Genomic DNA, 15944 nt, shown 5'->3' with positions numbered 1-15944 from the left:
CAATGAAAAGGCATAGCAAGATCAGTAAATGTGTTTTATTTATTTTGCTCTGCCTTTTTTGTTTTGCATGTAAGCAATCTGCAAAGCAAACCTTAGCAGCCCCGGCATCCAATCCACCCAACCCAAACGTTAAAAACATCAGTTATGCTGATCCTGCCATCAGGGTAATTCATGTGTTTGTTGCCTTGTGCGATAATAAATACCAGGGGATAGTTCCGGTGCCTGCTGCCATAGGTAACGGCCAGGATCCCGAAACTAACCTGTACTGGGGTTGTGACAACGGTGTACGTACCTATTTTAAAAAAAGCCGCGACTGGCAATTAATCAAAAGACAAAAAGGCCACACCATGGTGCTTGAACGGCTTGTTTTTAAACACCGCAGCAAAAACGTTTACCTTGTAGCCGATGCCTGGGACGGGCAGGCCATTGAAAAAACCACCGAAGATTATTTGTTCAGCAGCTCGGGGCAATTGAAAGACACCTTACATATTAACAAAAAAATTATAGGCATTAATGGCAACGCAAACCTGCTGGCTTATATAGGGCATGATGGCTTGATGGATTTCGGCCTGGCCAATAAGTTCAGTAATGCAGATCATAAAACCCGCGATTGCATTATATTGGCCTGTATCAGCAAAAAATATTTTAAAGATTTTATTGCCTCAGCTAAAGCCACCCCACTGGTTTGGGCAACCGGCCTGATGTGCCCCGAAGCCTATACCCTGCATGACGCCATTACCGGGTATCTGAATAACGAACCCACCGAAAAAATACAGCAACGGGCAGCCCAGGCTTATGCCAAATACCAAAAATGCAGTTTTACAGCCGCTAAAAACCTATTGGTAACGGGTTGGTAAATAACAGTCGGCCTTAATAACCCTGTTCATTCCGTTCAGTTTTTGCAATCGTTAACTAAAAATTAACTGCGGTGTTTAATTTTATGTTAATGAAATATTTTTTGCTTTACATACCGCTTGTGTTATTCCTGCTATCCTACGGTTATAGCCGAAGATATTATCGCCTTATCCACTATGGCAGGGCTACTGATATTATACAGGCCAATCAGCGGTCAAAGCAATTTATAACGCTTGCCGTGCTCTCCGTGATATTCCTTGCAGTAATCAAACTGCTGTAATCTTTATTTTAATACCACCACGTAACCAGATAGCCGCAGTTTTTCCTGCTTGCTGTTAATTACGTAATAGTAGGTACCGCTTGGTACCAGCTTACCATTAACGCCGCCATCCCAGGGTTTTGGATAACCTAACGAATGGAATACAGGCTGGCCGTAGCGGTTATACACATCTACGGTAACGTCCTCATAAGCTATCAGGCCCGTAATTTCCCAGTAATCATTCACGCCATCGGCATTAGGCGTAAAGGTGTTTTTTACAACAATGTTTGGCGCAACCTTTACATTTACAAAACTGCTGTTAGGGCACCCGTTCGACAGATCGGTAATGGTAAGCTTGTAGGTTATATCTACATCACCGGTTACTTCGGGGTTTTTAATGTTAGCATCGCTCAGGCCTGTAGCCGGGGTCCATGTATAACTTACGTTTTCATTGCTTACTACCGGGTTGAGGGTTATGGTGTGGCCTTTTAAAACATACCTTGTATCGCCCGCAGCATCGGCCTCAACAGTTGGCGGCGGTACAAAGTTTATGGTCATATCATCGGTAGGTGTATGGCATTCATCTGCACTGGTAGCAGTAAGTGTTAACTTAACAAAACCTTTGGCTATATCGGCCGGATCAGGCTCGAATGTAGGATTGGTTACATTGGCCGATGGAATGAACCTGCCTTTGCCCGAGGCCGAACTCCAGGTTACCGTGCTGCCCGAAAGCGGTGTGCCCTGTAACTGAACCATCGGGTTTTGATTACAGATATTATTTTGATCGGGCCCGGCATTGGCACCAGGGCTTGGGGCAAAATTAATTTTAACAAAAGATGAAACAGGATCGCAATAACCGGTGGATGTTAATTTAAGTGTTATAAAATCTTTTTCTCTATCAGCCGGCGAGGGGGTGTAGGTAGTTTTAGGATCATCAACCTTAGTAAATTGTCCGCTGCCTCCGCTCCATACGCCGGTGCCCCCGGTTGGTATCGAACCATCAAGCTGAATAACGGGTATTGTTTTACAATAGGTAACCTCGGGACCGGCAATTACTACCGGTGTAGGTTTTACCTCTATCCGTACACCTTCAGATGGTTCGCTGAAACAGTCGCCTATTTTAATAAAAAGCCTGTATGTACCAGCATTGGCTGCTGTTGCACCTGGTATGGTTGGCGAACGATCTGTTGATTGATAATTATTTGGCCCTGTCCATAAATAGGAAGCTCCCGAAACCGGGGCGGTATCAAAATGTATGGGTGTGCCTTCGCAAACCGGTGTGGTTCCGTTACCCACGGGCTTCGCTATCTGCGATAAAACAAACCTGGTATAGGTAAACGGCTTGCCGGCACAACCGTAGGCAAAAGGCGTTATAATGTAAGTTACCCTAAGCGGGAATACACTGGTATTTACAAGCGTTTCGTTAATTGTTGCATCGGTTTGATTGTCTACGGCAGGGTTGTCGCCGGCTGCAGCACGGCTCCATAAAAAGGTTGACGAAGGAATACTTGATTGTATAGTATATGCTAACGGAACATTGCTGCAAACAGGCGTACCGTTCGTTGGGTCGTCTATAATCTGGGGCTCGGGGTTAACGGTTACCTTAACCTCACGCGGTTCGCCGGGGCACAGGCTTGTTCTGTAATTAAATACATAAGTTACATCAACAGGGGCTGTTGTGGTATTAAACAAAACCTCTTTGATGGTAGCAGCCGCCTGCCCCAAAACCGGGGCATTGCTGATACCCGGCACCGCAGCCCTGCTCCAGGTAAAGCTGGTACCGGCGGTATTGAAAGTTACCGCATAATTTGTACTTGTGCCATTACACACAGGCTGAGGATCGGGACTGGTAACCACTGGTGTTGGGTTTACCGTAACTTTATAATTAAATGAAGGGCCCGGGCAGGTGCCGTTATAAGCTGTTATCACATAAGTAACATTTACGGGAGCAGCTGTGGTGTTAATTAAAGTTTCGGTAATGGTACCCGAAGTTTGGTTTGTTACCGCCGGGTTACTGATACCCGTTACGGCAGCGCGGCTCCACGAAAATGTAGCATCGGCCCTGTCGGCAGTTAAGGTATAATTTAATGCGGTGCCACTGCATACGACATCAGTATTATTGGTGTTGGTTATATTAGGCACAGGTGTCACCAAAACATCAACTTCCGTTCGGGGGCTGGTACAGCCGTTAGCAGTTGCATCTACATAGTACTTTTTGTTGGTGGTTAATGCTCCGGTGGTAAATGTATCGCCTTGTTTTACCAGGCTGCCGCCAACCGGTAAATCATACCACCTGTAAGTTCCGGTTGATCCGGAGGCCACCAGCGTAGCCGGCGAACCTTCACAAACAGTTACCGGTGTAGTAACTACCGGCGCTGCAGGTTGTGCTATGGCTTTTACCAATACCGCTTTCCGGGCGCTGGTTATACCGCCTTTGGTAACGGTAACATAATAAGTTATATCGGCTGTAATTGGCGGTGCGGTAAATATCGGCCCGGTTTTTAAAAGCGTACCGCCGGTGGGGGCATCATACCAGCGATAGGTACCGCCGGGTGCCTTGGCCACCAGTGTTGCCGGGCTGCCAACGCATACCGGTTTGGCATCAACTACCGGCTCGGGCGGAACGGGGTTAAAGGTAATAGTCACCTCATCGCTAACCGGCCCGCAGGGGCCCGAAGGAATATCTGAAGTTAAAGTTAGCGTAACCTCCGTTTCGCCTGGGGCTGGTGTGTAAATAGCCCTCGGCCTGGCCGGGTTTGAAAAAGTTCCGGCTCCACCTGTCCATTTGCCTGTTGTAATACCGCCCTTGATAGAACCCTGCAACTGCACAGGTGTTCCCTGTAGTACTGTACGGTCGGGTCCGGCATCAACAACAACCTTGGCGTTGATAGTAACCTGTGTAGTATAGGTGCTTGCAGCACAGCCCGCACTGGCAGCTATGGTGTTGGTAACTGAATAGGTTCCGGGAGCACTCTTGTCAAGATTAATTTCGCCCGTGCTTGTATTTATAAAAACAAGATTTGACGATGATGCACTGAACACGCCTGCACTTGCCCCCGCAGTAAAAACCGGTAGCGGATTATTATCGCTTTGGCAAAAGGGGCCGTTATACGTGAAGCGGGCATCCGGCGTGGTTACAATAGCTATTTTCTGGCTCGCTGCACCTGCGCAGGTTCCGCCGAAGGTAAATATTACGTTGTAGGTGCGTGGTACACTTGCGGCTACATCTATTTCGCCTGTTTTGTTATCCACAAATACCAAACCTGCCGGTGAACTGGTAAATGTGCCCCCGGCCGGGTTAAAAATAACCGGTTTAACATTGGCTCCCGAGGTACAAACCGTGCCCGAAGGATACTGAAACTGCGGATTGATAATCGGCGTTATAGATACGGTAAAAGGCGTGCGGTCGCTTGTACATGTGCCGTTTGATACCTGCACGTAAAAAGTTGTCTGGCTAAATAATGGCGATGTGGTATACGAATTACCGGTAAATAAAAGCGTACCGCCTGTTGCCGCGTTATACCATTGTACGGTTCCTGTTGCCGGTGTACTTAAAACTGCCGAAGTGCCCGGGCAAACCGCACTGGGGCCATTTACATTGGGTGCACCCGGCAAAGGGTTAACGGTTATCGTAACAGTCGTTCTGGGGCTTGCGCAGCCATTGGTAATACTCTGCACATAGTAAGTGGTTGTGGTGGTAAGTTCGGGAGTTACATAGGTATCGCCGGTAATAAGCAGGTTGCCACCTGTTGGCTGATCATACCACTCATAATCATCGGGCGAGCCCGTAGCCGTTAATGTAACCGATGTACCCGCACAAACAGGCGAAGTATTTACTACAGGCTGCGGTATGGCATCAAGTACTGTTACCGTTACAGATGCACGTGAGCTAACGCAGCCGCCGGCATCAGTAACCTGGGCATAGTAAGTAGTTGTTTTGGTTAAAGCCGGCGTTACAAAGGGCGAGCCGGTAAATGCTGTTGCCCCACCGCTTGCCGTTGCAAACCACCTGATGGTACCGCCCTGGGCCGACGTGGCTGTTAATGTAGCCTGCGATCCGTTGCAGATAATCGGCCCTTCTGAAACAACCGGCTGCGCCGGCGCAGGTGTGATGGTTACGGTGATGGCCGTGCGTTCGCTGGTGCAGCTACCGTTTGTGTGCTGTACGTAATAGGTAGTTGTGTTGGTTAATACGGGCGTTGTAAAGTTATTTGAAGTTGATACTGCAGTACCGCCAACAGCAGTGGTATACCAGGCATAACTTCCGGTTGGATTGGCATCGGCTGCTAACGTAATATTTGTGCCGTAGCAGGTTGAAGGCGATTGCGAAGCAGGGGCCTGTGGTACGGGTGTAACCGTTACCGGCACAGCTGTACGGGGGCTTACGCAATCGCCAACGGTTGATTGTGCGTAGTATGTTTTGGTTTGATTAAGGGCAGGCGTGGTATAATCAGGACTGGAAATTACCGGGGTGCCGCCGGTTGGTACATCATACCACTCAACAACCCCCACACCATCGGCGTGCAGGTTTACCGAAGAGCCTGCACATACTGTATAAGTACCCGTAACGGTAGGCTTATCGGGTGGTGGGGTTACCTTTGCAACAACGGGTATAGGATTACCAGGACAGCCCTTAATAACCGCTACCAGGTAATAAGTTGTGGTTTTGGTTAAAGGAGGAGTTTGGTATGTAGGTGAATTACTCAAAGCAGTACCCGTACCCTGCGCGTTGGCATACCACGCATAGCTATCAGCACCCGAAGCTATTAACGTAGCCGGGCTGCCCGAACATACCGGATCGGCAACAATGTTAGGCCTGCCGGTTACATTTACCAGTACCGGGCTGCGAAAGCTTGTACAACCGCCAACGGTGGTTTCAACATAAAAAATAGTGGCTCCGTTTATAGGGTCGGTAACGTAAGGGTTACCCGTAAAAAGAAAATTACCATTGGCATCATACCATTGGTAGGTACCGCCCGGTGCCGTAGCTCTAAGCGTGGCCGGGGTTCCCGGGCAAACAATTTGCCCCGCAACCGTAGGCGGATCGGGTGTGGGTGAGGCGGTTACCTGTTTGCTGGCCGTTTTAGGCGAGCAGCCCGGAGTTTTATCAGTTACCGTAACCGTATAGTTGCCTGCGCGGTTTACATCAATTGATGCGGTGTTTTCGCCGGTATTCCAAAGGTAGGTAAACGGCCCGGTGCCGCCTGTGAGAGCGGCTGTTAAAGTAACTTTACTACCCGAACAGATAGTATTAGCCGAAGAAGATATGTTGACGTTTAGCGTACAATTTTGACAGAAACCCGTAAATGAGCAGATGAGCAAAAAGAATAGTACAAGTAATGGCTTATTCATAAAATCATAAGTCTCCCTTCATACACAATAATCGTTACTACAGGTGGGCTCCGGTTGATTAAGATTACCCGCCTGAGCATCGTTTTCGGGCGGAAGGCAGATGATGTTTTAATTAACCAACCCGAAAATCCGGCCTTTATACGTAAAAGGTCGGCATTTTGTTCGAGAAAATTTGAACAAAATGAACAAAAGTCGTTTACGGATATTATTTATTTCAGAGGTTAAAAAAATACCCGGACAGGAAATTGCCGGGTAGGTTTTTCACTTTCTCTAAAGGAAATGAGCGCATACTATTTTCAGCATTCCTGACAAAGCGTTATAAGCACTACAACAAAGCTACAAAATCACGCATGCCCTGCCCCGGATCTGCCTGCTTCATAAAAGTTTCGCCAATAAGGAAGCCATTAAAACCTTCCAGTTTAAGATGGCGGATAGTTTCGGGATCGCTGATGGCGCTTTCCGAAATTTTCATAAATTCGGCAGGAATGTGTTTGGCCAGTTGGTAGGACGTTTCTACCGATACGGTAAAATCGGCCAGGTTGCGGTTGTTTACGCCGATGGCATCAAGGTTAGGGTTGATACTGCGCTCGAGCTCTTCGAGGTTATGCACCTCGAGCAATACATTTAAACCAATGCTTTTGGCCAGTTTGGCTAATGTATCGATTTCGGTTGGAGTAAGGATAGCGGCTATCAGCAGGATAATATCCGCACCTAAAGCTTTGGCTTCTATCACCTGGTACTCATCTATCATAAAATCCTTGCGCAATACCGGGATGTTATTTACCGAGCGGGCTTTTACCAGATCGGCTTTGCGCCCCATAAAAAATTTACGGTCGGTAAGTACAGATAGTGCCGAAGCGCCGGCGGCGGCATAATCGGTAGTGACGGCGCTTACCCTTACCTTATCATTTATAATACCTTTTGACGGCGATTTACGCTTAAACTCGGCAATGATACCCGTACGTGCCGGATCAAGCAAAAAACTCTTAAACGAACAGGTGTCCCGGTGGAAGTATTCCGATTCTTCAAGCGCTATGTACGATGTACGTTTTTTGGCAGCAGCTACTTCTCTTTTTTTATTGGCAACTATTTTATCAAGTATGGTCATTTGGCCCCATTTTTAAAACTGTCATGTTGAGCAATAGCGAAACATCTTTTTCGCCCTGCAAATCCGCTATGCATATCGAAAAAGATCCTTCGTTCCTCAGGATGACAAATTGTATTAGCTTAATTTTTCAAAGTTATCATTATTCATCAAAACTAAGCTTTCAGCCAGTTTTGCATCATCTCCTTACCGTATTCGGTTAATATCGATTCGGGGTGGAACTGTACACCACGTACATCGTACTCTTTATGGCTCAAAGCCATGATCGAGTTATCTGCCTCATCAATGGCGGTAATATGCAATGAATCGGGCAAGCCGTTTTCACTTACTACCCACGAGTGGTAGCGGCCAACCTTAAAGTTTTCGGGTAAGCCAACAAAAAGCTCCTCGGCTCCATCGGTAACCCTTATCGGCGTAGCTATCCCATGCATAGGCTGGTTAAGGTTATGCAACTGCCCACCAAAGGCCTCGGCAATAGCCTGTTGGCCTAAACATACGCCAAAAATACTTTTGGTTGGCGCATATTTCTCGATCACATCCAGCAACAAACCCGCTTCCGACGGGATACCCGGCCCAGGCGAAAGAATGATCTTATCAAAAGCTTCCACATCCTCAATTGCAAACTGATCGTTCCTCCAAACTTCGCATTCCAGGCCAAGCTCGTTTACCAAATGCACCAGGTTGTAGGTGAATGAATCGTAGTTATCTATTATTAAAATATTTTTCATGTCTCTTTTCTAAAAATTCAACTAACCTCTTATCTCCAATCTCTAACCACTAATTACAGCTCCTCCGCCAGCTCAAACGCCCTTCTCAATGCCGAGATTTTGGTATCCACTTCTCTCAACTCACTTTCCGGTACCGAACCAGCTACAATGCCTGCCCCGGCCTGGTAATGCAGCGTATTGTTTTTGCTGAGGAACGAGCGGATCATGATAGCGTGATTAAAATCGCCGTTGAAGCCCAGGAAACCAATGGCTCCGCTGTAAAAGCTGCGTTTAATGTTTTCATTTTCATCGATGATCTCCATGGCGCGATATTTTGGCGCGCCGCTTAGCGTACCTGCGGGGTAAGTATCGGCCACTACTTTAAATGCTGACACACCGGGTTTGAGCTTACCGCTTACGTGCGATACGAGGTGGATAAGGTGCGAGTAGTACTGAACTTCCTTAAATGCCTTTACGGTTACGTTTTCGCAATGGCGGCTTAAGTCGTTACGGGCCAGGTCAACCAGCATTACGTGTTCTGCTGATTCTTTAGGGTCGTTTTCGAGGTTGCGCGCTATTTCGGCATCCTTCTCGTCATCGCCGCTTCGTTTAAAGGTTCCGGCAATTGGAAAAATGTTGGCTACGTTGTTTTTTATGGTGATTTGCGCCTCGGGTGATGAACCGAAGATCCTGAAATCGCCAAAATCAAAATAGAACAAATATGGCGATGGGTTGATAGAGCGTAAAGCACGGTAAACATTAAACTCATCGCCTAAAAAAGTGCGGGAGAAAGCCCTTGAAGGTACTATCTGGAATACATCGCCACGGTAAATGTGCTGCTTCATTTTCTCTACTATAGCAATGAACTCATCGCCGGTAAGGTTCGATTTTTCGTCGCCATTGCTTTTGAAGCTATATTCAGGAAAATTTTTGTTTTTGATGAGGTATTCGAGCTTTTCGATCCCGCCGTTGGTTGGGGCACCTTCGGGCTGGTTGTGGAATATGTAGAGTTCGTTTTTAAAGTGATCGATGGCGATGATGTAACGGTAGATGTGGTACTGCATCACCGGGATCTGGCGGGTGGTATCGTCGCTTTGTTTTAGCTTGATGGTTTCGTAGTGTTCAACTGCCTCGTGGGTAAAATAGCCGAACAAACCGTTGGTGATCATTTTTAGCGGTAGCGAATCTGTTTCAAAACTACCGGTAAAATTATTGAGCTGTTCTATCAGATCGAAAGTACCGGCCTCATGTGTTTCCTGGCTACCATCGGGGTAATTTTTTTTGAGGGTGCCGTTGTTCAGCACAATGCCGCTTAATGGTTCGCAGCAAATGTAGCTGGTACTGTTTTCGCGGCTATGGTAATCCGAACTTTCCAGCAGCAGCGAGTTGGGGAATACATCGCGCAGGCGCAGATAAATACTTACCGGGGTAGTGGTATCGGCAAGTAGCTTTTTATAAGTAGTAACAATTTTAAATGTGCTCATCTTTATTTTCAAAATATCTTAAAACAAAAAAACCCGACGAATTGGGGTCGCCGGGTTTCCTATTTAGGTTCACAATTGATTAGTTGTCTCTGATCAAAAAGCGCAAGCCGGCTGCCAATTTAATTGGTGCCACCAGCTGTTTTTATGTGTGTTTTTAATCATCGCGGTCACAAATTTATAAAGAAATTTGAATTGTCAAATTTTTTGTAAACTTTTTTATTTGCTAAATCCTATTAGCTACATAGAATTACTTCGGAATAAGCATAATTGCTACCGAAATCAGGATCAAACCTATCAGATAGAACACTGCCACGGCTTTGTGTTTAGCCTCAGGCAGAGCAGCTTTCTTCGATTTGCTGTGGCCAATAGTGATCAAAGCGATAGCAATGATCATCATTACCCAATGCTCAACCGTCCAATAACGGCTGATAGGATTTTTCATGGTTTCTTTGCTAAACTGCACCATCGGGCTAATAAAAAATAAAATGATGCCCAGCAAAAATTGGGTATGCACCGAGATCATGGCAAACAGGTTTAGTTTGCGGTTTCCCTCGCCATACGGCCTTTTACCCAGCCAGCCCATAAAAGCGCGCACAATGGCCAGCAATACCATAACGATAACAATGTACCTGAAACCTGAATGGGCTTCTTTAAAAAAGCTATAAAGTGTCATACCTCAAAATTTGCCGTGAATATACACATATCGGTCATTGATGTCATTAGGTCATTGTGTCATTTTTTTGTAGGGTTCCCTTGATTAATACAATTTTAAATAAGAAAACTTAACTGCCGCGGGTTTAGCGATAGCGTAACCCGTGGTGAACTATTATTGAAGTTTTCAACTTCAGTGTTTTTTAAATTATGCCTGCTCTCAATGTATTCCTTCGTTATCACCTCAGACCAATTGAAGTTCTTTGGAGGGAGCTTAAGTTGAAAACTTAAGCTATTGTACACCACGGGTTACGCTATCGCTAAACCCGCGGCAGCTTTTTAGATACAAAAAAAAGCGATGAGCCTAAACCCATCGCTTTTATCTTTCGGACTTCCGACTAAAGACTTCCGACTTATATAAGAAGCCTTACCGGCTCTTCTAATAATTGTTTTAAGGTTTGCAGGAAGGCAGCGGCTGTAGCACCGTCAACCACGCGGTGGTCGGCGCTTAGGGTTACCTTCATGATGTTGCCAGGTACTACGGCACCATTTTTAACAACCGGAACAGCCTGGATGCCGCTAACAGCAAGGATACAAGCGTTTGGTGTGTTAATGATGGCCGTAAACTCGTCAACACCAAACATACCTAAGTTTGAAATGGTGAAGGTTGAACCTTCCATTTCGGCTGGTTGCAATTTTTTAGATTTTGCTTTACCGGCAAACTCTTTCACTTCAACCGAGATGTGGCTTAATGATTTACCATCGGCAAATTTAATAACCGGTACTAACAAACCTTCATCAACGGCAACAGCTACACCAACGTGAACATGCTCGTTAGTGCGGATCTTATCGCCCAGGAACGAAGAGTTGATAGCCGGGTGCTGGCGTAATGCAACAGCACAAGCTTTAACAACAAAATCGTTAAATGAAATTTTAACCGGGGCAACCTCATTCATACGGTTACGGGCAGTGATTGCCTGATCCATATCAATGCTCATGGTTACGTAGAAATGCGGAGCAGTGAACAAGCTTTCGCTTAAGCGGCGGCTGATAGCTTTACGCATTTGAGTAACCGGCCTTTCGCTAAATTTCTCTTCGCCTGTAAAGGTTGGCAGTACGATAGGTGCTTTTGCAGGTGCGGCCGACGGAGCAGCGGCAGGCGCGGCTTCGGCAGCTGGAGCAGCAGCTTTAGCAGATGGTGTATATTCTTCAACATCTTTTTTAATGATACGGCCGCCCTCGGCGCTGCCTTTTATATCATTAAGGTTGATGCCTTTATCTTTAGCTATTTTACGTGCTAACGGAGATGCTTTTACGCGGCTGTCATCTTCAGATGAAGCTTCGGTGGCAGTAGCAGTTGCAGCGGCAGTTTCTGATTTGGTTTCAGCAGCTGGTGCAGCTTCAGCAGCAGGGGCCGAACCACCATCCTGTAATAAAGGCGTGATATCGGTACCTTCTTTACCTACTATAGCAATAATGTCATTTACTTTAGCGGCTTCGCCTTCTTTAAGGCCGATATATAATAAAGTACCTGCTTCGTAACCCACAACTTCCATGGTAGCTTTATCGGTAGCCACATCAGCCAGTGAATCATCAGCTTTTACTTTATCGCCAACTTTAAAGTTCCATTTTTCAATGGTGCCTTCGGTCATGGTATCGCTAAGCAACGGCATGCGGATAACCGTAGCCGGGATGCTTGAAAGGTCAACCTTAGGAGCAGCCGGTGCCGGAGTAGCGGCAGGTGCTTTATCAGCTACCGGAGCAGCTTCTTTAGCAGGTTCTGCAGCAGGGGCGCTTCCAGCCTGGTCAAGCAATGATTTGTAATCTTCGCCCTCTTTACCTAAAATGGCAATAACGGCATCAACCGGAGCAGCAGCACCTTCCTGTATACCGATATACAGCAGGGTCCCATCCTGGTACGATTCAAAATCCATGGTAGCTTTATCGGTTTCAATCTCGGCCAATACATCGCCCGATTTTACCTTATCGCCAACTTTTTTATGCCATTTAGCCAATACCCCTTCGGTCATGGTATCGCTCATCTTAGGCATTTTTACTACTTCGGCCATATACTATTTATATGTGTTTAATTTTTTAGTACTTCTTTGCGGAAAGTCCAAAGTCTGAAGTCGATAGCCCAAAGTTATTTACACAACTAAAAACATTCGGCTCAAGACTTAGAACTTAAGACTTCTGACTTAAAACTTAGTCCCTGATGTAAGGATAATCTTCCTGAACGTACACGTCAGTATATAATTCAGAAGCATCCGGCCATGGCGACTCTTCGGCAAATTGAACCGCTTCGTCAACAATAGCTTTGATCTTAGCGTCCATTTCATCAAACCATGCTTCATCAGCATATTTTTTATCAAGGATGGTTTGTTTGGTAGCCTCAAGAGGGTCTTTCGCTTTGTAGCTTTCCAACTCTTCTTTGGTACGATATTTTTGAGGATCGGACATCGAGTGGCCTTTAAAGCGGTAAGTACGCATTTCAAGGAAAGTTGGGCCTTCACCTGCACGTGCGCGCTGAACGGCTTCGTCCATTGCTACGTGTACAGCTGCCGGATCCATACCATCAACCGGTGATGAAGGGATACCGTAAGGCAAACCTAATTTATAGATATCAGTTTGAGCAGTAGTACGCTCAACCGAAGTACCCATGGCGTAACCGTTGTTTTCGCAAACAAAAATTACCGGCAATTTCCAAAGCGCTGCCATGTTAAAAGTTTCGGTAAGTGCGCCCTGGCGTACGGCACCATCACCCATATAGGCGATGTTTACAAACTCGGTACCTTTATATTTTTCGGCAAAAGCGATACCGGCACCCAGTGGTACCTGGCCGCCCACAATACCGTGGCCACCGTAAAAATTCTTTTCTTTATCAAACATGTGCATAGAACCACCTTTACCTTTTGAGCATCCGGTAGCTTTACCATACATTTCGGCCATAATGGCTTTAGGGGTTACACCTTTAGCAAGCGCATGAGCATGGTCGCGATAAGCGGTGATCAAGCTGTCTTCAGGTTTAATTACAGACATAGCTCCGGCCAAAACAGCCTCCTGCCCAATATATAAGTGGCAAAAGCCCCTTATTTTTTGCTGTCCGTATAACTGTCCTGTTTTTTCTTCAAACCTGCGCATCAACAGTATCTGTTCATACCACATCAGGTAAGTGTCCTTAGTTATTTCGATTGAACTCATGTATTAAACAACCTTTTTGGAGTAAAGCGCAAATCTAAATATATCCTGCAAATTATCGAAACATCCGGTAATTTGTTGCAAAATTTTATTTGGCGGGTAAGCGATTGTGTCAAAGCAACAGCTTAACCCAATATTAGTTTGGTATAGCTAATTGTTACGAAATAAAACGTGAAAAAAATTCACAGCAAGGCAATAATTTATCGTTTAGCGAAGTTTAAGGAGTTGTGTTTTTATCCCGACAGCAAAAAATGTCGCAAAATAATTACAACCAAATTACACATCGCTGCGTAGAAAAGTCTGTTTTCTAAATAGATGCGTAATAAATGGCATTTTTTTATCTTTTTTGAAAAAAAAGCGTCAATTATTTGCAAATAAATAAATAATAAATAGTTTTGTAGAGAACGATAGACATAGTGTCTTTTTTAATAAACAATTTGTTGTCCCTACTCAACAAACAAACTGATTAAATGAAGAAATTTGCCCTGGCTATTGCCCTCCTTTTCAGCGTCGTAGCTTCACAAGCTCAAACAAAAAGTGCAGCAAGCACTACCACTGATGACAAAGACGACCAGGAAAGTTTAGGCAAAGCATACTTTTCCCAAATTATGGGAGTTGCTTTGTCTGCCACCTCAAACATGAAATTGTTTCACTTCGTTTACGATTGGATAGGTACCCCTTACCATTTTGGCGGAAGCTCGAGAAGAGGCATTGATTGCTCGGCCTTCACCAAAGAATTGTACAGCGAAGTTTTTAACCTCGATATTAAACGTAACTCGCGTGATATTTTTAGCATGGTTAACCCGGTAGCTAAAGATGAGTTGAAAGAAGGCGATTTGGTTTTCTTTAAAATTCACAGCCGCAGTATTTCGCATGTGGGTATTTATCTGGGCAATAACAAATTTGCGCATGCTTCATCAAGGGGTGTTGCCATCAGCAGTTTGGATGATGCCTATTACAGCCGCTACTTTTATAAAGGCGGCAGATTGTTAGCCTCGTTTAAAAACGAGTTTAAAGGTTCGGCTTCCACGGGTAACAACGACATGGGCGACGACGTTGACGAAAGTAAAAACTAAACGATTTTAAATTAAATATATAATTTAGTCCCTTCATTAATTAATGAGGGGATTTTTTTTGTAATGAGATTTTATTTATACGCAGCCGCCTGCATGGCGCTGTTTTTACAGGCCTGCCAACACCCGCCTGATAGAAAAGCAGTACTAAGTCCGGCTCCCAAACCTAAACCCGATACCGCAAAAGTAGCAACCCCGGTTGCTCTGCAACCTGATTCCATAACCATAGCCGCCGTTGGCGATATGATGCTCGGAACATCCTACCCCAATAATTATACTTTACCGCCCGATAGCGCCAAAAACAGTTTTAATGTAATTGCAGATGAACTACGGAATGCCAGTGTAACCTTTGGCAACCTGGAAGGCAGTTTGCTTGATGGCGGCAGCCCCGCGCATTATAAATTGCATCAACGCTGTAAAGCGTACCTGTTCAGGATGCCTACTGCCTATGCCGGCGTTTTTAAAGATGCCGGTTTTGATGTACTAAGCCTGGCCAATAACCATATTGGTGATTTTGGAGATACGGGCCGCGTAAGCACTATGCATGTTTTGGATAGCGTTGGTATTAATTATGGGGGATTGCTTGCACACCCTACAAGCGTTTTTGAACGTAATGGTATTAAATACGGCTTTTGCTCATTTGCGCCGAATGCCAATACATTGCCTATTCTTAACCTGCCGAATGCCGCCAAAGTCATCAGCGAATTAAAACAGCGCTGCGATATTGTGATTGTATCCTTTCATGGTGGTGGCGAGGGTGTGGGATATGAACACGTGCCTTTTGCCATGGAATCTTTCATCAGCGAAAAACGGGGAGATGTTCACGCCTTTGCCCATAACGCCATTGATGCCGGGGCGGATGTAATATTCGGGAACGGGCCACATGTGAGCCGCGCTATGGAGGTTTATAAAAACAGGTTGATAGCTTATAGCCTTGGTAATTTTTGCACCTATAAAAGTGTAAGTGTGGCGGGCGTGTGCGGCCTGGCACCGCTGCTTAAAGTGCACCTGAATAAAAAAGGTGAGTTTTTAAACGGGCGTATTATATCATTGAGACAGGATCATAATAAAGGATTGGAATTGGATACACTTAACCGTGCGGCTATCCGGATTAAGCAATTAACGGAGGCTGATTTTCCGGACGCGGGATTAGTTATTTCGGATAGCGGTAAGCTGAGTTTGGCTCCGGCTATTTAAGTAGATATTCAGTACAATAACAATGATTGTCATTTCGACGAACAAGCGATGGAATTGAGCGTG

At 45.5% G+C, this 15944-nt stretch carries 11 protein-coding genes; 4 read left to right on the top strand and 7 right to left on the bottom strand.

What is annotated here, in order from left to right:
• The first annotated feature begins 2 nt into the window (after positions 1-2).
• Together HYN43_RS26085 and HYN43_RS26080 are read left to right on the top strand one after the other, a co-directional pair.
• Positions 3-857 (top strand): hypothetical protein, encoded by an 855-nt coding sequence (locus HYN43_RS26085; protein ID WP_205589829.1) that lies wholly within the window; start codon positions 3-5, stop codon positions 855-857.
• Positions 858-946: 89 nt separating this feature from the next.
• Positions 947-1135: a hypothetical protein gene (locus HYN43_RS26080; protein WP_119406809.1), complete on the top strand. Its 189-nt coding sequence runs from the start codon at positions 947-949 to the stop codon at positions 1133-1135.
• A gap of 3 nt (positions 1136-1138) precedes the next feature.
• Here the strand turns inward: HYN43_RS26080 and HYN43_RS26075 are convergent, their stop codons facing one another.
• The 7 genes from HYN43_RS26075 to pdhA all read right to left on the bottom strand — a co-directional run bounded on the left by HYN43_RS26075 (position 1139) and on the right by pdhA (position 13614).
• Positions 1139-6466 carry an Ig-like domain-containing protein gene (locus HYN43_RS26075; RefSeq protein WP_119406808.1) on the bottom strand — a complete coding sequence of 1776 codons (5328 nt, stop codon included), beginning with the start codon at positions 6464-6466 and terminating at the stop codon, positions 1139-1141.
• Positions 6467-6791: 325 nt separating this feature from the next.
• Positions 6792-7574: an indole-3-glycerol phosphate synthase TrpC gene (gene trpC, locus HYN43_RS26070; RefSeq protein WP_119406807.1), complete on the bottom strand. Its 783-nt coding sequence runs from the start codon at positions 7572-7574 to the stop codon at positions 6792-6794.
• A gap of 152 nt (positions 7575-7726) precedes the next feature.
• A complete protein-coding gene (locus HYN43_RS26065) occupies positions 7727-8299 on the bottom strand; it encodes an anthranilate synthase component II (protein ID WP_119406806.1) in 573 nt (190 codons plus the stop codon).
• 53 nt (positions 8300-8352) lie between these two features.
• Positions 8353-9762: an anthranilate synthase component I family protein gene (locus HYN43_RS26060; RefSeq protein WP_119406805.1), complete on the bottom strand. Its 1410-nt coding sequence runs from the start codon at positions 9760-9762 to the stop codon at positions 8353-8355.
• Positions 9763-10009: 247 nt separating this feature from the next.
• Entirely contained in the window at positions 10010-10435 is a 426-nt protein-coding gene (locus tag HYN43_RS26055; RefSeq protein WP_119406804.1) for a cytochrome B, read from the bottom strand.
• 391 nt (positions 10436-10826) lie between these two features.
• A complete protein-coding gene (locus tag HYN43_RS26050) occupies positions 10827-12482 on the bottom strand; it encodes a dihydrolipoamide acetyltransferase family protein (RefSeq protein WP_119406803.1) in 1656 nt (551 codons plus the stop codon).
• A gap of 136 nt (positions 12483-12618) precedes the next feature.
• A complete protein-coding gene (pdhA, locus tag HYN43_RS26045; protein ID WP_119406802.1) occupies positions 12619-13614 on the bottom strand; it encodes a pyruvate dehydrogenase (acetyl-transferring) E1 component subunit alpha in 996 nt (331 codons plus the stop codon).
• A gap of 467 nt (positions 13615-14081) precedes the next feature.
• Between pdhA and HYN43_RS26040 the strand changes: the two genes are divergently transcribed.
• Together HYN43_RS26040 and HYN43_RS26035 are read left to right on the top strand one after the other, a co-directional pair.
• Positions 14082-14687 (top strand): C40 family peptidase, encoded by a 606-nt coding sequence (locus HYN43_RS26040; protein ID WP_119406801.1) that lies wholly within the window; start codon positions 14082-14084, stop codon positions 14685-14687.
• A 63-nt stretch (positions 14688-14750) separates the two neighbouring features.
• On the top strand, positions 14751-15881 hold the full coding sequence (locus tag HYN43_RS26035) for a CapA family protein (protein ID WP_119406800.1): 1131 nt from the start codon (positions 14751-14753) through the stop codon (positions 15879-15881).
• The last annotated feature ends 63 nt before the right edge of the window (positions 15882-15944 follow it).

Source organism: Mucilaginibacter celer, from assembly GCF_003576455.2.
In the GTDB taxonomy this organism is placed as follows: Bacteria; Bacteroidota; Bacteroidia; order Sphingobacteriales; family Sphingobacteriaceae; genus Mucilaginibacter; species Mucilaginibacter celer.
The sequence above is the reverse complement of the archived record's forward strand: the minus strand, read 5'-3'. Positions and strand labels throughout refer to the sequence as shown.